Below are 21,407 nucleotides of genomic sequence, written 5' to 3' on the forward strand. Positions count from 1 at the left end.
GTCACCACGCCGGCCGACGCCCGACCGGGTGCCGGCCGGGACTGCCTGCTCAGCGCGGCACGATCTCGCGGATATCGGCGAAGATCGAATCCCAGGCCGCGTCGTCGAACTGCGCGAGGCCGAGGCCGCGCAGCAGGAACGCGCCTTCCGCGGCGAGCACGGCCGTCAGCGCCCGGCGCCCGGACGGCGTGCTCGTGTCGAGCTTGTCGAGAAATTCCTGGTAGTACCCCTGGATCTCGCTGCGGTAATCAGGGGTCTGCACGAGGCTCGCGAGCAGCGCGCTGGCGCGGATCGACGCCAGCCGATCCTCGCGATGGCTGGCATCGACATGCGCGGCGGCGCCCGCATGCGGCTCGTCGCCGTGCGCCGTCAGATAGTCCGCGATCAGGCGATCATAGGATTTCCCGGCGCGATCGAGCATGGCCTCGATCAGCGCATCCTTGGTGCCGAAGGAATAGAGCACGCCGCCCTTGCTGACGCCGGCCTCGTGTGCCACCGCGTCGACGGTGAGGCTGGTGACGCCGCCCCTGGCGATGACGCGGTCGGCCGCGTCCAAAAGCCCCTCGCGATCGATCGTCGGCCGTCTGCCCATGTCTTTTCTCTTTTAATACCGTCTGGACGGATATATACCTCCGCGTCCCGACGCCAGCAATCCCCCCGTGGCGCGGGAATGGAGATGAAAATGACTGTCGCGCCGCGCAATCGCTGGCTGGTCCTGACCGCCGTGATCCTGGCGTTCCTGCCCGTTGTCGTCGACATGACGATCCTGCACATCGCCGTCCCGTCGCTTACCGTCGCGCTCGGCGCCTCGGGCACGGAGATCCTCTGGATCATCGACATCTATCCGCTGATCATGGCCGGCCTGCTCGTGCCGATGGGCACGCTGGGCGATCGCGTCGGTCATCGCCGGCAGATGCTGACCGGGCTCTCGATCTTCGGAACGGCGTCGGTCTGCGCCGCCTTCTCGCAGTCCGCGATGATGCTGATCCTTGCCCGCGTCCTGCTGGCAGTCGGTTCGTCGATGATCATTCCGAGCGTGCTCGCGATCATCCGGCAAACCTTCGAGGACCCGAAGGAGAGGGCGCTTGCCCTCGGCCTCTGGAGCACGGTCGCCTCCGCCGGCGCGGCGATTGGCCCGCTGACGGGCGGCTTCCTGCTCGAGCATTTCTGGTGGGGATCTGTGTTTCTCATCAACGTGCCGATCATGCTGGTCGTGCTGCCGGTGGTGTTCCTGTTCATTCCGAACCGGCCGATCGCGGCCGAGGGGCGCTGGAAGATCGGCCATGCGCTGCTGTTGATCGCCGGCCTGATCGCGACCGTCTATGCGGTGAAGACGGGTTTCAAGGCGGGGCCGTCGCCCTGGGTCTTCGGCGTTCTGGCGCTGGGTCTCGGCCTGATGGCCTGGTTCGCGCGGCTGCAGACCGTCGCTTCCGAGCCGCTCCTCGATCTCTCGCTGTTCCGCAAACCGGCGATCTCGGTCGGCATGCTGATGGCCTTCGTCGCGTCCGGCTCGTTTGCCGGCTTCGAGCTGCTGCTGGCGCAGGAGCTGCAATATGTCTATGGCCGGACGCCGCTGCAGGCAGGCCTCTTCATGATGCCGCTCGTTGTCGCCTCCGCGATCGCCGGGCCGATCGCCGGCAAGCTGGCGGGCCGGTTCGGCCTGCGCTGGCTCGGCACGGCCGGTCTCGCCGCCGCGTCGCTCGCGCTGTTCGGCATCAGCCGGTCGAACATCGGCGGCGACGGCGTCGTCATCGGTTGCCTGATGGCGGTGCTCGGCTTCTCGCTCGGCGTCGGCCTGCTGGCGTCGTCGGCCGCCATCATGGGGGCCGCGCCGGTCGAAAAGGCCGGCGCCGCGGGTTCGCTCGAGGCGACCGGCTATGAGCTCGGCGCCGGGCTCGGCATCACCTTCTTCGGCGTGCTGCTGAGCACGATCTACCGGGCCAACTTCGTCGCCGCGGGCGTGCCCGGGGCCGACGTCGGCGTTGCCTCGGGCTCGATTGGCGAGGCCATGGTGCTCGCCGGCCGGGTCGGCGGTGCCGAGGGCGAGGCCATCGCCGCCGCCGCCCGGGTTGCCTTCGCCAGCGCGCATGGCTCGGTGCTGATGGTGACGTCGACCCTCATCGCCGTGCTGGCCCTTGTCGTCTTCGTGGCGTTGCGCCACGAGGCGGCGCCGGTCGACGCGCAGCCGGTCCCCGCCGGTCATTGAGGCCGGCATGGGTCCATCCCTGCCGGACGGCGGCGCGTCGTCCGGGTGGCTTCCCATGCTGCAATGCGTGCAAGGGTGGCGGTCTTGAATCAAAAAAGTATCAGCGTGACGATGCCGGTTTGGTAGCGCCCGCATATCCGGCCACCTAAGGTTCCCCCATGCAGAGACCGCGTAAGTCGGCCTGCTGGAGCTGGCGCCGGGGGAACGGGCGCCGGACGCCTGTTAGGTGGGAGGTCCGCCGTGACGCCAGATCTGGAAGTCGTGGATATTCGCCGTGGCGAATCCTACAAGGCTTGGGAGCACGGATATCCGTTTCGCACGGTCCGTTGGCATTTCCATCCCGAGTATGAGCTGCACCACGTCGTCGCCACCAAGGGGCGTTATTTCGTCGGCGATTTCATCGGCGAGTTCGAACCCGGCAATCTGGTGCTGACCGGCCCGAACCTGCCGCACAACTGGATCAGCGATCTGCCCGAGGGCGCCACCGTGCCGCTGCGGTGCCGCATGGTGCTGTTCTCGCAGGAATTCATCGGCCGCCTGCTGTGCCTGGCGCCGGAACTCGCGGCCTTCGAGCGGGTGCTGGAGATGAGCCGTCGCGGCGCCCTGTTCCGGCCGGAGACGGCGGCGGAGGCGGCGCCGGTGATGCGGGAGATGATCGACGCGCAGGGCATTCGCCGCTTCGAGCTGTTCATCACGCTGATGGGTATCCTGGGGCGGTCGAACGACATGCGGCCGCTCGCCAGCTCGCACTATCTGCCGGATCCGTCCGGCTACATGTCGGTCGGCATCAACAAGGCGCTCGCCTATATCGGCGAGAACCTCACCGAGCCGTTCAGCGAGACCGACCTCGCCCAGATCGCCGGCCAGAGCGCCAGCGCGTTTTCGCGCAGCTTCCGCCGTCACACCGGCATGGCGCTGGTGCAGTTCGTCAATCGGCTGCGGATCAACCTCGCCTGTCAGCTGCTGATGAGCGACGACGCTCGACCGATCACCGAGATCTGCTACGCGGTCGGGTTCAACAATCTGTCCAATTTCAACCGCCAGTTCCTGGCGCAGAAGGGCATGCCGCCCTCGCGCTTCCGGACTTTGCTTGCGGAGAATTCGAGGGTGGTCCAGGCCGCCTGAGAGCAGCGGAGGAGCAGGAGGAAGTCGATTTCGGTCGAAGGCCCAAGGTGTAGCGCTTGCCCGCTCCGCCAAGGGAGATGTTTTTCCAAAATTCTGAAGAGGAAGTGGCGCCCGGCAGTCGGCGACGAAGGTATTGAACCCGAGCCGCCAAGTCTCCGGATCCCATTCTCCGGACGATGTCGTTCGAGATCTGCCTTGCCTGCTTCTGATAAACATAACGCTACCAAAGGGAGAGGACGGAATGACGAAAATTTCTTGGAGGCATATTGCCGCGGCGGCATTGGCGACCACGATGCTGGGCGGCCTTGCGGCCGCCGCGCGGGCTGCCGAGGTCACGGATGCCACCGTGGCGTTCCTGATGCCCGACCAGGGCTCGACCCGCTACGAGGAGCATGATTTCCCCGGCTTCAAGGCCGAGATGGACAAGCTCTGCCCGGGCTGCAAGGTCATCTATCTCAATGCCGGCGCCGACGCTTCCCGCCAGCAGCAGCAGTTCAACTCGGTGATCTCGCAGGGTGCCAAGGCGATCGTGCTCGATCCGGTCGATTCCGCCGCCGCCGCCTCGCTGGTCGAACTCGCCCAGAGCCAGGGCATCAAGGTGATCGCATATGACCGTCCGATCCCGGACGCCAAGGCCGATTTCTACGTCTCGTTCGACAACCAGGCGATCGGCAAGTCGATTGCGGATTCGCTGGTCAACCATCTGAAGGCCAAGGGCGTTTCGCCTGACAAGGGCGGCGTGCTGCAGATCAACGGTTCGCCGACCGATGCGGCCGCCGGCCTGATCAAGAAGGGCATCCACGAAGGCCTCGACAACAGCGGCTACAAGATCCTCGCCGAATACGACACGCCGGACTGGCTGCCGTCCAAGGCGCAGGAATGGGCCAGCGGCCAGGTGACGCGCTTCGGCGACAAGATCGTCGGCGTCGTGGCCGCCAATGACGGCACCGGCGGCGGCGCGATCGCCGCGCTGAAGGCGGCCGGCGTCGATCCGGTGCCGCCCGTCACCGGCAACGATGCGACGACCGCCGCGTTGCAGCTGATCATCGCCGGCGACCAGTACAACACGATCAACAAGCCGAGCGAGATCGTGGCGGCGGCGGCGGCGAATGTCGCGATGCAACTGCTGAAGGGCGAGACCCCGGAAGCCAAGACGACGCTCTACAACACGCCGTCGCAGCTCTTCGTTCCGGTCGTGGTGACGGCCGACAATTTCAAGGCCGAGATCATCGACAAGAACATCGCCAAGGCCGACGCGCTCTGCGTCGACCGCTACGCCGAAGGCTGCAAGGCGCTCGGCATCACCCAGTAACCGGCGCCGCCCGACCTTCTTCGGAGGTCGGGCGGATCCCTCTCGATTGTTGAACGCGTGAAGGTCCGCCAAGGGTATGACAGACACTCTGCAAGGCGCCCCCGCTTCCGGTGAGCCGGTCCTGAGCCTCCGGGGCATTTCCAAGCATTTCGGTGCCGTCTCGGCGCTGACCGACATCGATCTCGACGTCTATGCCGGCGAGGTCGTGGCGCTGGTCGGCGACAACGGCGCCGGCAAGTCGACTCTGGTCAAGATCCTCTCCGGCGTGCACCAGCCGAGCGCAGGCGCGATCCGCTTTCGCGGCGAGGCGGTGACGCTGAACGATCCGAGCGCGGCGCTCTCGCTCGGCATCGCGACCGTGTTCCAGGACCTTGCGCTCTGCGAAAATCTCGATGTCGTCGCCAACATCTTCCTCGGCCGCGAGCTCGATCCGCTCCGGATGGACGAGGTGACGATGGAGACGCGCTCCTGGCAGCTCCTGAACGAGCTTTCGGCGCGCATTCCCAGCGTCCGGGCCGCCGTCGCCTCGCTTTCGGGCGGCCAGCGCCAGACCGTCGCCATCGCGCGCTCCCTGCTGCTCGATCCGAAGCTGATCCTGCTCGACGAGCCGACGGCGGCGCTCGGCGTCGCGCAGACCGCCGAGGTGCTCGACCTGATCGAGCGCGTGCGCGATCGCGGCCTCGGCGTCGTGATGATCAGCCACAACATGGAGGACGTCCGCGCCGTCGCCGACCGCATCGTCGTGCTCCGGCTCGGCCGCAACAATGGCGAGTTCTCCCCCGCCGCCTCGAATGAGGAACTCGTCAGCGCCATCACCGGCGCCTCGAACAATTCGGTGTCCAGGCGAGCCGGTCGCCGGCAAGCGCAGGCCGCCCAGCAGCCGGAGTCGGGCCAATGACCGACCATAGCAAGTTCACCGCGTCCCCGACCTCGCCGCTGCTCGATCGCCGCGACGAGCGGGTCGCCCATTCGGCAAGCCTCGGCGACAGCATCCGCGCCTTTCTCGACCGCATCCGCTCCGGCGATCTCGGCATGCTGCCGGTCATCGTCGGGCTGATCATCATCTGGACGGTCTTCTCCATCCTGAACCCGGTGTTCCTGACCCCGAACAACCTGGTCAATCTGCTGTTCGATTCCTCGACCGTCGGCATCATCTCGCTCGGCATCGTCTGCATGCTGATGGTGGGCGAGATCGACCTGTCGGTCGGCTCGGTGAGCGGCGTCGCTTCCGCGATCCTCGGCGTGCTCTGGGTCAACCAGGGCGTTCCGGCCGGCCTCGCCATGCTGGCCGCCGTCGCCGCCGGCGCCCTGATCGGCTTCCTCTACGCGCAGCTCTTCAACCGCTTCGGCATGCCGAGCTTCGTGGCGACGCTGGCGGGCCTGCTGACGTTCCTCGGCCTGCAGCTCTACCTGCTCGGCACCACCGGTTCGATCAACCTGCCCTATGGCTCGCCGCTGGTCCGTTTCGGCCAGCTGCTGGTGATGCCGGCGATCGTCTCGGTTGTCCTCGCCGCGCTGCCGGGGCTCGTGATCCTCTATACCGGCTATCGCACGGCGGCGCGGCGCCGCGCCGCCGGCCTCTCCTCGCAGACATCGGGAGGCATCATCGCCCGCGCCGTGGCGGTCACCATCGTGGCGGAACTGATCGTCGCCTATCTGAACCAGGGCCGTGGCGTGCCGTGGATGTTCGGCCTGTTCGTCGGGCTGGTGCTTGCGATGCAATACGCGCTGACCCGTACGCGCTGGGGCCGTTCGATGTTCGCCGTCGGCGGCAATCGCGAGGCGGCGCGCCGCGCCGGCATCAATGTCCGCATGATCTACACGAGCGCCTTCGTCTGCTGTTCGACGCTGGCGGCTTTCGGCGGCGTCATGGCGGCGGCGCGGCTCGCTTCGTCGAGCCAGCAGGCTGGCACCGGCGACGTCAACCTGAACGCGATCGCGGCGGCGGTCATCGGCGGCACCAGCCTGTTTGGCGGGCGCGGCAGCGCTTATTCGGCGCTCCTCGGCATCATCGTGATCCAGTCGATCTCGAGCGGCCTTACCCTGCTCGATCTGTCGTCGTCGCTTCGTTACATGATCACCGGCGGCGTGCTGGCCATCGCGGTCATCGTCGACTCGCTCGCCCGCCGTTCGCGCGTCAGCCACGGCCGCGCCTGATCCCGCATCCGAGACGCCGCCGGATGCGGCGGCGCCTCCTCGATCTCCGGCTGCAGCAACGCGTCCTCCGACGCCACCCTTGCGGCTGCGCCGGCCATAGACCGGTTCATTCGCCATTCGGCATTTTCAGGAAGGAAGACGATCGTGATCCCCAGGAGAGGCGACGGCCAGGCCGTTCTCATCACAGGCGCCTCGCGCGGCATCGGCCGCGCCATCGCGTTGCGCTTCGCGGCCGAAGGCTACCGTGTCGTGGCCATGGACATTCCGCGCCAGGAAGCGGACCTTAAGCAGGTCCAGGAACTCATCCGCCAGGAAAACGGCACCTGCGACCTCGTCTTCGGCGATGTCAGCAATCCGGAATCGGTCAGGACCTTCGTCGCCGAGGCGAGGACGCTGGCCGGCCATATCGACGTGCTGGTGAACAATGCCGGCGTGCTGTCGCTGGCGCGGGTCGACGACATCGCGCCCGAGGAATGGGATCGCATGTATGACGTCAACACCAAGGGCACGTTCTTGGTGTGCCAGGCGCTGCTGGCCCAGTTCCGCGAGGCAGGCAAGGGCCGGATCGTCAACATCGCCTCGATCGGGGGAAAACGCGGCGCGCCGCTGCAGGCGCATTACTGTTCGTCCAAGGCGGCGGTCATCGGCTTCACCCATATCCTGGCGCAGGAAGTGGCCAGGGACGGCATCACCGTCAACGCCGTCTGCCCGGGGATCATCGACACCGAAATGGGGCGCAACAATTATCGCGACGAGGCTGCGCTGCAGGCGGTGAAGGACAAGACCGCCATGGGTCGGCTCGGCTATCCCGACGATGTCGTCGGTGCGGTCGCCTTCTTCGCTTCCGACGATGCCTCGTTCATCACCGGCCAGGCGCTGAACGTCTGCGGCGGCATCATTTTTCACTAGGGCGGCGGTAGGACCCTCGCCCCGACCCTCTCCCGCCGGCGGGAGAGGGGGCGGATCGAGCCCGGCCTCCCGACGACGGATCGCCCGGTCGATGTCCCGCCGGCGGAAAAAATCCCTCGCCCGCTTGCGGGAGAGGGGTGGGCGCGGGGCTTGCTTTCGCGCGGGCGGTCTACTCCGCGACAAGCCCGAGCGCGGCCAGCGCTTGCTCCGTCGAGGCGAGGTCCGTATGCGTGTGGCCGCTGATGCCGAGGCTGGCGGCGAGTTCGACGAACTCCCGCGTGTTGTCGATGTAGAAGACCCGCTCCGGCGGGCTGAGCGAGATCTCCAGCGCCATGCGGAAGATCTCCGGGTCCGGCTTGCGGACATGCACGAAGCTCGACGAGACGAAGACGTCGAACAGGCGATCGAGGCCGAAGGTGCGGATCCGGTAGGCGTTCAGTTCGCGCGCTTCGTTGCTGACGGCGACGAGCTTCAGGCCATAGCGCTGCTTGAGGCGGGGAAACAGCGCCAGCATGCCCGGATCGGGCTGCGATTGCGCGCACATGAACTCCCAGAATGCCTCGCGTCCGAACAGGCGCGGCTCGTTGAAGATCACCCGGTCGAGATAGCCGTCGAGGCCGAGATAGCCTCTTTCATAGGCGTCGACATGCGCCTGATGCCGGGTCTCCATGACGTCCCAGTCGAGCCTGAACGTTTCGGCCGCGCGGCGACGCGATCCGTGGTCCCAGCCATTGGTGAGCAGGACGCCGCCTATATCGAGGAACAGCGTTGTGATCGGCGCGGGCTCCGTCACGAGGCTTACTCCCCGGCGTCCGAAAGCGCGGAGCGCGTCGTCGCCTGCGGGGTGATCGGCGTCTTGCCCTCCAGATGGCCGCCGAAGCCGAACCGCATCGCCGACAGCATCTTGTCGCCGAAATGCAGCTCCATCCGGGTTCGGAAGCGGGCATAGAGCGAAGCGGTGAGGACATCGGCCGGTACGGCCTCCTCGATCGCCGCCTGCACGGTCCAGCGGCCCTCGCCGGAATCCTGCACGAAACCGGAGAATTCCTGCAGCTGCGGGTCGCGCGCCAGCGCGGCGGCGCCGAGGTCGAGCAGCCAGGAGGTGATGACGCTGCCGCGCCGCCAGACCTCGGCGATCTCCGCGATGTCGAGCGTGAACCGCTCGTCTTCCGGCAACTCGGTCGAATCCTTGTTGCGCAGGATGTCGAAGCCTTCGGCATAGGCCTGCATCAGCCCGTATTCGATGCCGTTATGGACCATCTTGACGAAATGGCCGGAGCCGGCCGGCCCGGTGTGGATATAGCCGCGCTCGGCGCGGGAGACGGCGTCGCCGAGGCCGGGTGTGCGCGGGATGCTGCCGAGGCCGGGCGCCAGCGTCGCGAAGATCGGATCGAGATGCTCGACCGCCTCGTTTGTGCCTCCGATCATCATGCAGTAGCCGCGCTCGAGTCCCCAGACGCCGCCCGACGTGCCGCAATCGACATAGCGGATGCCCTTTTCGGCGAGGTGGCGGGCCCGGCGGATATCGTCCTTGTAGAAGGCGTTGCCGCCATCGATCAGGATGTCCTCGGCCTGCACCAGGCCTTCCAGTTCGGCGATGGTGTCTTCGGTGATCTTGCCGGCGGGCAGCATCAGCCAAATCGCGCGCGGCCGTTCCGTCAGCGACGACACCATCTCTTCCAGCGACCGGACGACGATCGCACCCTCCATGGCCAGCGCCTCGCCGGCGGTGGGATTGCGGTCGAAGACGACGCAACGATGACCGTCCCGCATCAGGCGGCGTGCAATGTTTCCGCCCATGCGTCCCAGTCCGATCACACCAATCTGCATTTCAATCGTTCCTCGCGAGAGAGTGTCGAAGGCAAGCTTGCGTAGGGAAGGGGCCTTTCGGGAAGATCGGGATCGGCCTTCCTGTCTTGGCCCCGGAGGGGTTCGGGAAGAGATAGCGCCGGCGTCGTCGCATTGTAGCCGCCATGGGCGCGGGCGATTTCGCCGGCTTGTCCGCGATGATAGCCGTTCCCTGTGACAGAGGGAATTTCGTGCATCACGGAACGGGCTTCCCGCCGCCCCGTTGTTGCTGGACCGGCGTGGTATCTTCGTGCCTGGGAAGATCCCGCCTCGTCGCGCCCCGCGACGGTTCCTGTCGGACAGGCAATCCGGATCGATCATGAAAAAGCTGGCCGTCTTCGACCTCGATGGAACGCTCGCCGAAAGCAAGTCGGCGCTCGATCCGGAAATGGCGGAATTGCTGGTGCGCCTGCTGGAGGTCGTCAAGGTCGCGATCATCTCCGGCGGCGCCTGGGAGCAGTTCGAGACCCAGGTGCTGAGCAACCTGCCGCAGGACGACCGTCTCATCGACCTGTCGATGCTGCCCACCTGCGGCACGCAGTTCTATCGCTATGACGGTGGCTGGAAGAAGCTCTACGCAGAAGACTTCAGCCCCGAGGAGAAGACGCAGATCATCGCGGCGCTCAACCGCGCGCTCGACGAAACCGGCTACCGCCCGGAGAAGCACTGGGGCGAACTGATCGAGGATCGTGGCAGCCAGATCACGCTTTCCGCGCTCGGCCAGCAGGCGCCGCTCGACGAAAAGAAGCAGTGGGACCCCGATTTCGCCAAGCGCAACCGGATCAAGGCGATCCTGCAGCCGCTGATCCCGCGCTTCTCGGTCAATCTCGGCGGCGCCACCTCGATCGACATCACCATGCCCGGCATCGACAAGGCCTATGGCATCCAGAAACTGCGGGATACGCTGGGCATTCCGATCGCCGACATGGTGTTCGTCGGCGATGCCATTTTCCCGGGCGGCAATGATTATCCCGCCAAGCAGGCGGGCGTCACCTCGATCCGCGTCCGCGATCCGGAGGAGACCAAGCGGGTCATCGAGGCCTTCCTTGCCTGCCTGGAGAAGGGCGCGCATCCGTGAGGGATTTCGAGCTGCAGCGGATCGGCCTGATCATGGAGCCGGCGGCGGGCGAGCCGAACGAGGCGGAGGGCGTGCTCAATCCAGCCGCCATCCGGGGGCGGGACGGCCAGCTCTATCTGTTCCCGCGCCTGGTCGCGAAGGGCAATTTCTCCCGGATCGGCATCGCCCGCGTCCTGTTCGATGCGGCCGGCGATCCGAAGGGCGTCGAGCGCATGGGCATCGCGCTCGAACCCGAGGCCGATTACGAATTGCGGGAGAATGGCGGCGGTTGCGAGGATCCGCGCATCAGCTATGTCGAGGCGCTCGACCATTATGTGATGACCTATACGGCGCTGTCGTCGCGCGGGCCCCGGATCGCTATCGCCGTTTCCGACGATCTGCTGCACTGGCATCGGTTGGGGCTGGCGACATTCCGCAACTATCACGGCATCGGCTTCGTCGATGTCGATGACAAGGACGCCAGCATCTTCAGCGCGCTCGTGCCCGACCCGATGGGAAGGCCGACGCTCGGCCTGATCCATAGGCCGCTGTTCCCCGGAACCCGGCCGGAGGAGACCATCCACAAGCCGGCCTCGCAGCCGCAGGACACCTATCGCGAGTGCATCTGGATTTCCTATTGCCGGCTCGGCACCCAAGGCGGCAGGCCGCAACTCGGCCAGTTCGCCGAGCACCACCGGCTGATCTGCCCCGAGGCGATCTGGGAGCGCCTGAAGATCGGTGGCGGGGCGCCGCCCATTCCCTGCCGGCACGGCTGGCTGATGATCTATCACGGTGTCGGCGACATTTTTCATCCGAGCCTGCATGGCCGGAAGCTCTGCTACTCGGCCGGCGCGATGATCCTGTCGAAGGCCCATCCGAACCGGGTTGTCTATCGCGCTCCAGACCCGGTCCTGGTGCCCGATGGCCCGCTGGAATGGGAGGGGACGGTCGACAGCGTCGTGTTCCCGACCGGCATCGACCGGCGCGACGATCTCGGCACGCCCGACCGCTTCGATGTCTATTACGGCATGGCCGACGACCGCATCGGTGTGGCGCGGCTTATGGTGCCGGAAGTGCTTCCGGCGGCTGGGTGACCGGGGTTCGAGGCGGACCGGACCGTTGCCGGGCCGGCCCGCCGCTTGGGCTATCCCTTCACCGCGCCGGCGGTCAGGCCGGCGACGATGTGCTTCTGCGCCGCGAAGAAGACGATGATCGTCGGCAGGATGGTGAGCGTGATGAAGGCGAGCACAAGCTGCCATTCTGTCGAGAATTCGCCCTGGTAGACCATGATGCCGAGCGGCCAGGGATACTTGCCCTCGGTGTTGAGCAGGATCAGCGGCAGCAGGTAGCTGTTCCAGGAATTGACGAAGGCGACGATGCCGACGGTCGCGAGGATCGGCCGCGAGAGCGGCAGCGTGATGTGCCAGAAATAGCGGATATAGCCGCAGCCATCGACGAGCGCCGCGTCGAAGAGCTCGTGCGGCACGTTCTGGAAGAACTTGCGGAACAGCATGATGCTCATGCCGAGCCCGAAGGCGACCTGCGGCAGCACGACGCCCCAATAGGTATCGAGCAAGCCGAGGTCGCGGATGCGGATGAACAGCGGCAGGATGGCGGTCGCGACCGGAAACATCAGCCCGATCAGGAAATAATTGAGCAGGAAGCCCGAGCCGAAGAACTTCACATGCGCGAAGGTGAAGGCGGCCATGGCGGCGACGGCAAGCGTCAGGATCACCGAAAGCACCGCGATGATCAGCGAGTTGCCGAGCATCTGCCAGTAGCGGGCGCTGGCGAGGATGTCGAGATAGTTGGACCAGATCCACTGGTTCGGCAGACCGAACGGATTGACGCGGAGATCGCCCAGCGTCTTGAAGCCGCCGACCGCCGTGGTGAGCAGCGGCAGCAGCACCACCGCGGCGATCAGCAGGAGGCTCGCATAGAGATAGAGCCAGGTGACGAAGCTCATCCGGTGCTTGGAGAACACCTCGCGGCGGCGGCGCGCCGATGCGGCGGACGGCTTGGTGACGGGGTTTCCGGCGATGATGGTTTGATCAGTCATTGCGCATAAAGATCCGCTTGTAGCCGAAGGCGAGCGTGACGCAGATCACGAACAGGACCACGCCGACGGCGCTGCCGAAGCCAACCTTCATGCGGGTGATGCCGTAGGAATAGAGGAAGGTGACCATGGTCTGGGTGCTGTTCGACGGCCCGCCGCCGGTCAGCGGCATGATCATGTCGAAGAGCTGCAGCGAGCCGATCACCGAGAAGAAGACGGACAGGCGGATGGTCGGGGCCAGCAGCGGCAGCGTGATGTTGCGGAAGCGCTGCCAGCGCGTCGCGCCGTCCATCTCGGCCGCCTCGTAGTAGCTCTTGTCGATCGATTGCAGGCCAGCGATGAACAGCATCATGTGGAAGCCGAAATACTTCCAGACGATGACGCCTAGCACGGCGTAGATGGCGAGGCTCTTGTCGGCCAGCACATAGGGCGAGGCGACGTTGAAGAACGAGGCGATGGCGGCGAACAGGCCGTAGTCGCCGTCATAGACGAAGCGCCAGATCAGCCCGGCGGCGACGTCCGCCAGCACATAGGGCATGAAGAAGATCAGCCGGAACGACACCGCGCCGGGGATGCGGTGCGACACCATCGTCGCGAGCCAGAGCGCCAGCGGGATCTGGATCGCGATCGAGACGAGCATGATCAGCCCGTTGTTCATCAGCGCCTGGCGGAAGGCGCCGTTGCGAAACAGCAGCTCGAAGTTCTTCAGGCCGATGAATTTCTCGGGCAGGCCGTAGCCGCTCCAGTCGTACAGGCTGTACCAGGCCGCTTCGCCCATCGGCAGGATGACGAAGAGAGTGAAGATCAGCAGGGCAGGCGGCAGGAACAGGACGAGGACGGGGAGGGTCCCGTTGTTCCAGCGGCGGCCGCTGCGGCCGGGCGCATGCGCGGCAGTCATGGTTTGGGTCATCGGCCCGGGATCTCCGGCTGAAGAGGAAAGGCCGCCGCGGCGAGGGAAGCCGCGGCGGCGGGACGTCCGGGGCTAGTTTTCCAGCGCCCAGGCGTCCTGGATCTGCTGCGCGGCGTCTTCCGGCGACATCTGGCCGGAGACGATCTCCACCGAGACGTCGTTGACCACGCGGCCGACCGCCGGGCCGAGATCCTGGTCGAGGAAGTTCTGGTGCCAGGTCGAGGCGGCGAGGCCCTGCGCGGCGTTCTTGATCAGCGGTTCACCGACCGCGTCGCCGACGCCGACGGCGGCGGGGATGATCAGGTTCTTGGCGGCCATCAGCTTCTGGCTGTCCGGATTGGTCAGGAAGGCCGCGAATTCCACCGCCTCGGGCGGGGCGTTCTTGGTCAGCACCCAGCCGTTGATGCCGCCCATCGTGTCGGTCGGCAGGCCGGCGCCGCCCGCGACGAGCGGGAAGGCGAAGGTGCCGATCTGGTCCTTGGCGAGGCCCTTGCCGTCGGCGGCGCTGTTCGCCTGGACGTAGACGGTGCTCTCGAAGCCGAGCACCATCGCTGCCTTGCCGTCGCCGAAGGCGCCGATGGTCTGCGGCCAGGTCGCGCCGAGATAGCCCTGCTGGAACGGTTCGAGCTTGCCGAGCGCGGCGAGGTCCTGGCCGGCCTTGACGAAGGCCTCCGACTTGAAGCCGTCGCCCTCATTGGCTTTCGCTGCGTCGAAGGCCGCCTTGCCGCCCTCGCGCATGGCGAGATAGCCCCAGTAGAAATGGATCGGCCACTTCTCGCCGCCGCCGCCTGCGATCGGAGTGATGCCGGCATCCTTCAGCTTCTTGACCGCGGCCAGGAAGTCGTCCCAGTTCTTGATGCTGGCGGCGTCGACGCCGGCTTTCTCGAACAGCGCCTTGTTGTAGTAGAAGCTGACGAGGCCGGTCTGGTAGGGCAGGGCATAGACCTTGCCCTCGACCGACAGGCCGTTGACGAGCGCCGGATTGTACACGGCGCGCAGCTTGCCGCCATCGGCGTCCATCGCCTCGGTCAGGTCCTTGATGGCGCCGGTGCGGGCCTGCTCGGCCAGCACGCCGCCGCCCCAGGTGTAGAACAGGTGCGGCGGATCGTTCGACTGCAGCAGCGTCGGCAGCTTGGCCTTGAACGCCTCGTTCTCAAGGAACTGCATCTCGACCTTGACGCCCGGGTGGGAGGCTTCAAAGTTCTTGACGATCTCGCTCCAGGCGGCGCCGACATCAGGGTCGGTATTCAGGTGGAGCCATTTGACCGTAACATCGGCGAGCGCCGTGCTGGCCGAAAGCGCAAGCCCGATCGCCGCGCCGAAGAGCGTTCTGAACGTCATCGATTGTCCTCCCAGACGGCCGCCGGCTGTTTCCTCCCACCGGCGCTCGTTTAATAAACAATGCGGATTAAATCTGTTCTCGTTATGGGGTAGCTGTCAAGAGAAGTCATGATTTGTTGCGATGCAGCGCGGAATCTGGCGTTGACAGCCTCCCTTTGCAGTGTGAATAACTGCCTGACCCGGATTAAATGGCTCCCTGGAAATGAAGACAGCTGATCCCGAATTGATGCGCGCCATCAATCGCTTCCACGTGATGGACGCGATCCGGCGGTTCGGACCGATCTCGCGGGTGGAGATCTCCGACCGCACGCAATTGTCGGCGACGACCGTCTCGGCGATCACTGCGGCCCTGCTCGACGACGGCCTGATCATCACCCACCAGCTCGGCGGCATCCGCGATGCGGCGCGCGGCCGTCCGCGCGTCATGCTCGAGCTGAACCCGGCCGCCGCCCATGTCGTCGGCGTCAAGCTGGCGCTCGACCAGATCACCGTGGCGACGACGAATTTTCGCGCCGACGTGCTGTCGAGCCTGGTGCTGCCGATCCGCCTGCAGCGCCAGTCGGTCTCCGTCATCGCCGACCTCGTAGAGGACGGCATCCGCCGCTGCGTCGCCGATGCCGGCCTGACGATGGAGCAGGTCTCGGGCGTCTGCGTCGGACTGCCCGGCGTCGTCGAGCGCATCGCAGGCGTCTGCCGCGCCAGCCCGGTGTTCGGCGAGCGCGACGTGCCCTTCGCGGCCGAACTGACCGGCCGGCTCGGCGGCGTCGTCGCGACCATCGACAGCGACGTCAACCTCGTGACGCTCGCCGAGCACTGGTTCGGCCAGGCGCGCGGCCTCGATGATTTTCTCGTCATTTCGGTCGAGCTCGGGCTCGGCCTCGGCATCATGCACAATGGCGAATTGTTCCGTGGCGCCAACGGGTTGAGCCCGGATCTCGGCGACCTGATGGTGCGCCCGCCGAATGGCGACGGCTCGACGCGGCTGTCGAGCGCCGCTTCCGAGGCGAGCATCGTCGCTGAGGCGCGCGAGATCCTCGCCGGCGGCGACCACGAACATGCGTTCCGGCTCGGCCGCGGCATGGAGAAGATCCTGGAACTGGCGGAGCAGGGGGAACCGCGGATCCTGGCCCTGCTCGAACGCGCCGGCGGCGCGCTCGGCTTCGCCATCGCCAACCTGATCACGCTGTTCGCGCCGCCCAAGGTGATCCTGGCCGGCGCCGCCCTGGAGGCGGGCGAGGCGCTGGTCGGGCCGATCCGGCACACGGTGGCGGCCCTGCTGCCGCCGAGCCTGGCGGATGTTTCCGACATCGTCGTCCACCACTGGCAGGACGACATCTGGGCGCGTGGCGCGGCGGCGATGACGCTCCGCGACCTCTATGGCGCGCCCTGGAACACCACCGGACCGGTCGTCCATCGCTGACGGCCGACGAGACGAGAATCGCATCTGGGAGAGAGCGCGAGATGGTTGAACGGGTAGGAATTGGTTTCATCGGCTGCGGCAATATCAGCGCGGCCTATCTGAGGGCGGCGGCGGGCTTCCCGATCCTCGATATCCGGGGCGTCGCCGACCTGAATGCCGATGCGGCGAGCGCCCGCGCGGCGGAATTCGGCCTGAAGGCGCAGTCCATCGATGCCATGCTGGCCGATCCCTCGATCGAGATCATCGTCAACCTGACCATCCCGAAGGCGCATGTCGACGTCGGCCTGCAGGTCGTGGCCGCGGGCAAGCATGTCCATTCGGAAAAGCCGCTTGGAATTTCCACCGGCGAGGCTCGCAAGCTGGTCGAGGCGGCGAAGGCGAAGGGCGTCCGTCTCGGCAGCGCGCCGGACACCTTCTTCGGCGGCGCGCACCAGACCAGCCGCAAGCTGATCGACGAGGGCGCCATCGGCACGCCGATCGCCGGGACTGCCTTCTTCATGTGCCCCGGCCATGAGCGCTGGCATCCCAATCCCGGCTTCTACTATCTCGATGGCGGCGGGCCGATGCTGGACATGGGGCCGTATTACGTCACCGATCTGGTCAATCTGCTCGGCCCCGTCGCCCGTGTGGCCGGCGTCGCCACCAAGCTGCGCGACGAGCGCCTGGTCACCAGCGAACCGCTAAACGGCACGACGATCCCGGTCGAAGTCGCGACCCATGTCGCCGGCACGCTGCAATTCGTCTCCGGCGCCGTCGTCACCATCGCCATGAGCTTCGACGTGCCGCGCCACCAGCACAGCCCGATCGAACTCTATGGCTCGGCCGGCTCGATCCTGGTGCCTGATCCCAACCATTTTGGCGGTGACATCAGGCTCGCGACGGCTTCCGACGACTGGCAGACCGTACCGACGCAGCACGGCTATGCCGACGGCAATTTCCGCGTCATCGGCGTCGCCGACATGGCCGAGGCCATCCGTACCGGCCGGCCCCACCGCGCCAGTGGCGATCTCGCCTTCCATGCGCTGGAGGTGATGGAGGCATTCCAGCGCTCGTCCGACACCGGCGAGCACATCACGATCGCGAGCCGTCCGGAACGCCCGGCCGCTCTGCCGGTCGGCGTCGCCGTCGGCGCGCTCGGCTGAAGCCAGTTCAATTCAACAGGGAGTGAGACCATGCGCGAGGCATTGATTGTCTGGGGCGGCTGGAGCGGTCATGAGCCGGAGCAGGGCGCCAACATCATCGCCGGGATGCTCGAGGAGGAGGGCTTCAAGGTCTATGTCGAGAATTCGACCGAGGCCTTCGCCGATCCCGCCATCGCCGACATGAGCCTGATCGTGCCGATCTACACGATGTCGAAGATCGAGAAGGAGGAGCTTCTCAATCTGACCAAGGCGGTGGAGGGCGGCGTCGGCCTTGCCGGCTATCACGGCGGCATGGGCGACGCATTCCGCGAGGCGGTCGAATACCAGTTCATGGTCGGCGGCCAGTGGGTCGCCCATCCCGGCAACATCATCGACTACCATGTCGACGTGACCAAGCCCGAGGATCCGATCATGGCCGGCCTGCCGGCGCGGTTCCCGTACCGGTCCGAGCACTACTACATGCATGTCGATCCCTCGAACGAGGTGCTGGCGACGACGACCTTCACCGGCGATCACGCCTACTGGATCGATGGCGTCGTCATGCCGGTGGTCTGGAAGCGCAGGCATGGCAAGGGACGCGTGTTCTATTCGTCGCTCGGCCATGTCGCGAGCGAGTTCCAGGTGCCGGAAATGAACACGATCATGCGGCGCGGCCTGCTCTGGGCCGCCCGCTGACGGGACGTTCCCGCCGCGGCCGTTCGGGCTGCGGCGGGAAACTGCCGTTGTCAGATGGTCGCATGACCGGCTGATGTCTAAAATATCGCGCCTGAACGAGATGGCGGACTTGTCGGCCTGCCCGTTCTCGCGTCCCTTCTCCGGGACGCGGCGCTCAGCTTGACTGATTCGCTTGCGCCAGATCGTCGGGACGGTTCCCCGGATCGCAGGCGTCGGCCTGTTTCGGGGGCTCGTCCCGGACTCACGGCCGCACGACTTGCGCCAACAAGACCGCGCCACCTCTGACACCGGACGAGTGATCCATGAAAGCCTCAGACAAGAAGCACCTCAAGCGCTCCAACATCGACCTGACCCTGCTCGGCCTTGGCACCGCTCCGTTCGGCGGCCTCTATGCGCCGGTCGCGCTGGCCGACGCCGAGGGCGCGATGCAGGCCGCCTGGGATGCCGGGCTGCGCTATTTCGACAGCGCGCCGATGTATGGTCTTGGCCGTGCCGAGCACCTGATGGGCCATTTCCTGCGCGAGCAGGACGCCGATTCCTTCCATGTCTCGACCAAGGTCGGCCGGCTGATGAGCTTCGAGCGTCCGGGCCGCGTCCTGCCGCCGGAAGCGCCGAAGAACGAGTTCGACTCGGGCTGGAGCAACGGCCTGCCGTTCCGCGAGGTGTTCGACTATTCCTATGACGCGATCCTGCGCTCCTATGACGACAGCCGCCAGCGCACCGGTCTCGGTCGTCTCGACATCCTGTTCCTGCACGACATCGGCCGCGTCACCCATGGCGAACTGCATGATCACCATTGGGGCGCGCTGACCAAGGGCGGCGGCTTCAAGGCGCTGGCCGAGCTGAAGGCGGCCGGGCTGATCGCCGGCTTCGGCCTCGGCGTCAACGAATGGCAGGTCATCCGCGACGCCATGCAGGAAGCCGATCTCGACGTCTGCCTGCTCGCCGGCCGCTATACGCTGCTCGACGGCGACGCGGCCGAGACCTTCCTGCCGCTGGCGCAGAAGCACGAGGTCGATCTGGTCATTGGCGGCGTGTTCAATTCCGGCATCCTGGCGTCGACCTCGGGCCGCAAGAAGTTCAACTATGTCGACGCGCCGGCCGAGGTCCTGGCGAAGGTGGAGAAGCTCGAGGCCGTGTGCCGCCGCTTCGACGTGCCGCTGCCGGCCGCCGCGATCCAATATCCGCTGCGCCATCCGGCGGCGACCGTCGTCGTCATCGGCGCCAAGACGGCGGCGCAGGTGAAGGGCAATGTCGAGTGGTTCGAGCGCGACATTCCGGAAGAGCTCTGGAGCACGCTCGAGGCCGAGGGCCTCATCCCGGCGCTGCCGTAGGCCTGATCCCTTCGCAAAGCAAAACGGACCCGTTCGGGTCCGTTTTCATTTTGAGAGCCGCTACAGACGTCAGACCCAGCCGCCGTCGACAATGAAGCTCTGGTTGGTGCAGGCGCCGGCCTCGTCCGAGGCGAGGAACAGCACCGGCCGGGCGATGTCGTCGGCGTCGAGCTGCCGCTTCAGGCACTGGCGCTGCAGGATCAGCTTCTCGCCCTCCGCCGTCAGCCAGAGCCGGCGCTGCCGCTCGGTGATGATCCAGCCGGGCAGCACCGAATTGACGCGGATGTTCTCCGGCCCGAGTTCGCGCGCCAGGCCGCGCGTCAGGCCGATGACTGCGGATTTGGCGCTCAGATAGGCGTCGTTGTCGGCGGCGCCCATCAGGTAGGAAATCGAGCTCATGTTGATGATGGCGCCACCGCCGGCGGCCGCCATGTCCTTGTGCACCGCCTGCGCGCAGAAGAACTGGTGCTTCAGGTTCACGCTGACCGCCCAGTCCCAGTATTCCGACGTTACGTCGTCGAGCTTGTGGCGCTCGTCATTGGCGGCGTTGTTGACGAGAATGGTGATCGGGCCGAGCGACTGCCGCACGCGGCCGATCGCCGCCTGGATTTCGTCGACCTTGGTGATGTCGACCTCCTCGAAATGGGCGGTGAGGCCGTCCTTCGCAAGCGCCGCGATCAGCGCCTCCGAGGCTTCCTCGGCGATGTCGAAGAAGGCGACGCGGCAGCCCTGTTCGGCGAAGCGGCGGACGATGGTGGCGCCGATGCCGCTGCCGCCGCCGGTGACCAGCGCGACGCGGCCCTTCAGGCTCGGATAGGTGGCGATGCCGGAACGGCGGGGGGCGTGGTCATCTGTCATGGCATCGTCTCGAATGGGATGATTGGCGGGGCCGGCCGCCGCAAGGCGGCCGGCCTGTCGGAAGCGGATCAGGCCTTGGCGGCCTCTTCGATGATCTTCTGGATGTCGTAGACCGGGCGGTAGCCGAGGATCGATTTCGCCTTGGCGATCTCGTGGCTGGCGCGGATGGCCGGACCGGGGATCCGGACCTCGACATAGGGGAAGCCGAAGGTCTTGTGCAGCGTCTCGACCGCGACCTTGTAGGAGAACGGGCTCGGGCCGCTCAGGTTGAAGATCTCGCCGACGGCGGAGACGTCGCTCAGCATCAGGTTGATGCCGCCGACCAGGTCGATGACGTCGCAGAAATGGAACTCGTAGGGAATGCCGTCCTCGTCGAGCGCGAGCAGCAGCGTGTCTTCCGGTCCGGTCTTGGCCGCGTCGAGCGCCGCAACCGCGTCGGGACGTCCGAGCGCGGTGAACAGGTTGCGCATCGGCTCGACGAACAGGAAGCGGCCCGACCAGCCGCTCGGCCGCTTGATCTCCTCCGACCGCGCGATCAGCGCGAAGCGGGCGATGGTGACGGGCACGCCGTGCGAGCGGTGGTAGTAGAGCGCCATGCGCTCGTCGATTTCCTTGGTCAGGCCGTAGAAGCTGTAGGGGTTCTGCGGATGGCGCTCGTCGATCGGCGAATAGAGCGCCTTCAGCGACGGATAGACCTCGTCGCTCGAGGCGATGAAGAAGCGCTGCAGCTTGACCTTCTGCGAGACGACGGCGTCGAACAGGTTGAACGTGCCGGCGATGTTCTGCTGGAACAGTTCGCGGTCGGCGCCCTGTTCCCAGAGCATGGCGGCGGCAAGGTGCACGACGATGTCGACGCCGGCGACGGCCTGCTCGACCGCTTCCTTGTCGGTGAGCGAGCCGACGATCACCTCGACGCCGGCCTCCTTCAGGCTGTGGAGGCCCGGATCGCCCGGCAGCACCAGGGCGCGCACGCTGTCGCCCAGCGCCTGTCGGCTCGCCACCATCTGTCGGCCAACCCGTCCGGAGGCCCCCGTGATCAATGTCTTCATGGTCTCAT

20 protein-coding genes are annotated in these 21,407 nt (G+C 66.4%); 12 read left to right on the forward strand and 8 right to left on the reverse strand.

Features of this window, described 5'->3' with window-relative positions; genetic code table 11:
* Positions 1 to 49: 49 nt before the first annotated feature.
* Complete coding sequence (locus WFK98_RS01690; RefSeq protein ID WP_266339101.1) at positions 50 to 592, reverse strand: TetR/AcrR family transcriptional regulator; 543 nt, start codon at positions 590 to 592, stop codon at positions 50 to 52.
* A 90-nt stretch (positions 593 to 682) separates the two neighbouring features.
* Between WFK98_RS01690 and WFK98_RS01695 the strand changes: the two genes are divergently transcribed.
* The 6 genes from WFK98_RS01695 (at position 683) to WFK98_RS01720 (ending at position 7,709) form a co-directional block, all read left to right on the forward strand.
* The gene (locus tag WFK98_RS01695; protein WP_266339102.1) at positions 683 to 2,206 is read left to right on the forward strand and encodes an MFS transporter; all 1,524 of its coding nucleotides are present in this window, start codon (positions 683 to 685) and stop codon (positions 2,204 to 2,206) included.
* Positions 2,207 to 2,446: 240 nt separating this feature from the next.
* Positions 2,447 to 3,331: an AraC family transcriptional regulator gene (locus WFK98_RS01700; RefSeq protein WP_266339103.1), complete on the forward strand. Its 885-nt coding sequence runs from the start codon at positions 2,447 to 2,449 to the stop codon at positions 3,329 to 3,331.
* A gap of 241 nt (positions 3,332 to 3,572) precedes the next feature.
* Positions 3,573 to 4,643, forward strand: coding sequence for an ABC transporter substrate-binding protein (locus WFK98_RS01705; RefSeq protein ID WP_336799063.1), 1,071 nt, complete (start codon positions 3,573 to 3,575; stop codon positions 4,641 to 4,643).
* Between the two features lie 76 nt (positions 4,644 to 4,719).
* A complete protein-coding gene (locus tag WFK98_RS01710) occupies positions 4,720 to 5,541 on the forward strand; it encodes an ATP-binding cassette domain-containing protein (protein ID WP_336799064.1) in 822 nt (273 codons plus the stop codon).
* On the forward strand, positions 5,538 to 6,800 hold the full coding sequence (locus WFK98_RS01715) for a sugar ABC transporter permease (RefSeq protein WP_336799065.1): 1,263 nt from the start codon (positions 5,538 to 5,540) through the stop codon (positions 6,798 to 6,800). The genes WFK98_RS01710 and WFK98_RS01715 overlap by 4 nt, the downstream gene beginning before the upstream one ends.
* Before the next feature lie 144 nt (positions 6,801 to 6,944).
* A complete protein-coding gene (locus tag WFK98_RS01720; protein ID WP_266339107.1) occupies positions 6,945 to 7,709 on the forward strand; it encodes an SDR family NAD(P)-dependent oxidoreductase in 765 nt (254 codons plus the stop codon).
* 169 nt (positions 7,710 to 7,878) lie between these two features.
* On the opposite strand, the gene WFK98_RS01725 is transcribed toward WFK98_RS01720, so the two are convergent.
* Both WFK98_RS01725 and gnd read right to left on the reverse strand, forming a co-directional pair.
* Positions 7,879 to 8,502 (reverse strand): HAD family hydrolase, encoded by a 624-nt coding sequence (locus tag WFK98_RS01725; protein ID WP_336799066.1) that lies wholly within the window; start codon positions 8,500 to 8,502, stop codon positions 7,879 to 7,881.
* A gap of 5 nt (positions 8,503 to 8,507) precedes the next feature.
* Positions 8,508 to 9,539 (reverse strand): phosphogluconate dehydrogenase (NAD(+)-dependent, decarboxylating), encoded by a 1,032-nt coding sequence (gene gnd / locus WFK98_RS01730; RefSeq protein ID WP_266339109.1) that lies wholly within the window; start codon positions 9,537 to 9,539, stop codon positions 8,508 to 8,510.
* A 337-nt stretch (positions 9,540 to 9,876) separates the two neighbouring features.
* On the opposite strand from gnd, the gene WFK98_RS01735 reads away from it, so the two are divergent.
* Positions 9,877 to 10,635 carry an HAD-IIB family hydrolase gene (locus WFK98_RS01735; RefSeq protein ID WP_336799067.1) on the forward strand — a complete coding sequence of 253 codons (759 nt, stop codon included), beginning with the start codon at positions 9,877 to 9,879 and terminating at the stop codon, positions 10,633 to 10,635.
* Positions 10,632 to 11,708, forward strand: a complete 1,077-nt coding sequence (locus WFK98_RS01740; protein ID WP_336799068.1) for a glycoside hydrolase family 130 protein — start codon at positions 10,632 to 10,634, stop codon at positions 11,706 to 11,708. The genes WFK98_RS01735 and WFK98_RS01740 overlap by 4 nt, the downstream gene beginning before the upstream one ends.
* 50 nt (positions 11,709 to 11,758) lie before the next feature.
* Here the strand turns inward: WFK98_RS01740 and WFK98_RS01745 are convergent, their stop codons facing one another.
* The 3 genes from WFK98_RS01745 to WFK98_RS01755 all read right to left on the reverse strand — a co-directional run bounded on the left by WFK98_RS01745 (position 11,759) and on the right by WFK98_RS01755 (position 14,921).
* Positions 11,759 to 12,580, reverse strand: coding sequence for a carbohydrate ABC transporter permease (locus tag WFK98_RS01745; protein ID WP_266339384.1), 822 nt, complete (start codon positions 12,578 to 12,580; stop codon positions 11,759 to 11,761).
* Between the two features lie 85 nt (positions 12,581 to 12,665).
* Positions 12,666 to 13,568: a carbohydrate ABC transporter permease gene (locus WFK98_RS01750; protein WP_266339385.1), complete on the reverse strand. Its 903-nt coding sequence runs from the start codon at positions 13,566 to 13,568 to the stop codon at positions 12,666 to 12,668.
* An 84-nt stretch (positions 13,569 to 13,652) separates the two neighbouring features.
* On the reverse strand, positions 13,653 to 14,921 hold the full coding sequence (locus WFK98_RS01755; protein ID WP_336799069.1) for an extracellular solute-binding protein: 1,269 nt from the start codon (positions 14,919 to 14,921) through the stop codon (positions 13,653 to 13,655).
* Between the two features lie 202 nt (positions 14,922 to 15,123).
* Between WFK98_RS01755 and WFK98_RS01760 the strand changes: the two genes are divergently transcribed.
* The 4 genes from WFK98_RS01760 (at position 15,124) to WFK98_RS01775 (ending at position 19,492) form a co-directional block, all read left to right on the forward strand.
* Entirely contained in the window at positions 15,124 to 16,341 is a 1,218-nt protein-coding gene (locus WFK98_RS01760; RefSeq protein WP_336799070.1) for an ROK family transcriptional regulator, read from the forward strand.
* 41 nt (positions 16,342 to 16,382) lie between these two features.
* Complete coding sequence (locus WFK98_RS01765) at positions 16,383 to 17,483, forward strand: Gfo/Idh/MocA family protein (RefSeq protein ID WP_336799071.1); 1,101 nt, start codon at positions 16,383 to 16,385, stop codon at positions 17,481 to 17,483.
* 30 nt (positions 17,484 to 17,513) lie between these two features.
* Positions 17,514 to 18,158 (forward strand): ThuA domain-containing protein, encoded by a 645-nt coding sequence (locus WFK98_RS01770; RefSeq protein WP_266339115.1) that lies wholly within the window; start codon positions 17,514 to 17,516, stop codon positions 18,156 to 18,158.
* 302 nt (positions 18,159 to 18,460) lie between these two features.
* On the forward strand, positions 18,461 to 19,492 hold the full coding sequence (locus tag WFK98_RS01775; RefSeq protein ID WP_336799072.1) for an aldo/keto reductase: 1,032 nt from the start codon (positions 18,461 to 18,463) through the stop codon (positions 19,490 to 19,492).
* 69 nt (positions 19,493 to 19,561) lie between these two features.
* On the opposite strand, the gene WFK98_RS01780 is transcribed toward WFK98_RS01775, so the two are convergent.
* Positions 19,562 to 20,350, reverse strand: a complete 789-nt coding sequence (locus WFK98_RS01780; RefSeq protein WP_336799073.1) for an SDR family NAD(P)-dependent oxidoreductase — start codon at positions 20,348 to 20,350, stop codon at positions 19,562 to 19,564.
* A 68-nt stretch (positions 20,351 to 20,418) separates the two neighbouring features.
* Entirely contained in the window at positions 20,419 to 21,399 is a 981-nt protein-coding gene (locus WFK98_RS01785; protein WP_336799074.1) for an NAD-dependent epimerase/dehydratase family protein, read from the reverse strand.
* Between the last annotated feature and the right edge of the window lie 8 nt (positions 21,400 to 21,407).

The organism is Kaistia sp. MMO-174, assembly GCF_037147815.1.
GTDB lineage: Bacteria > Pseudomonadota > Alphaproteobacteria > Rhizobiales > Kaistiaceae > Kaistia > Kaistia nematophila.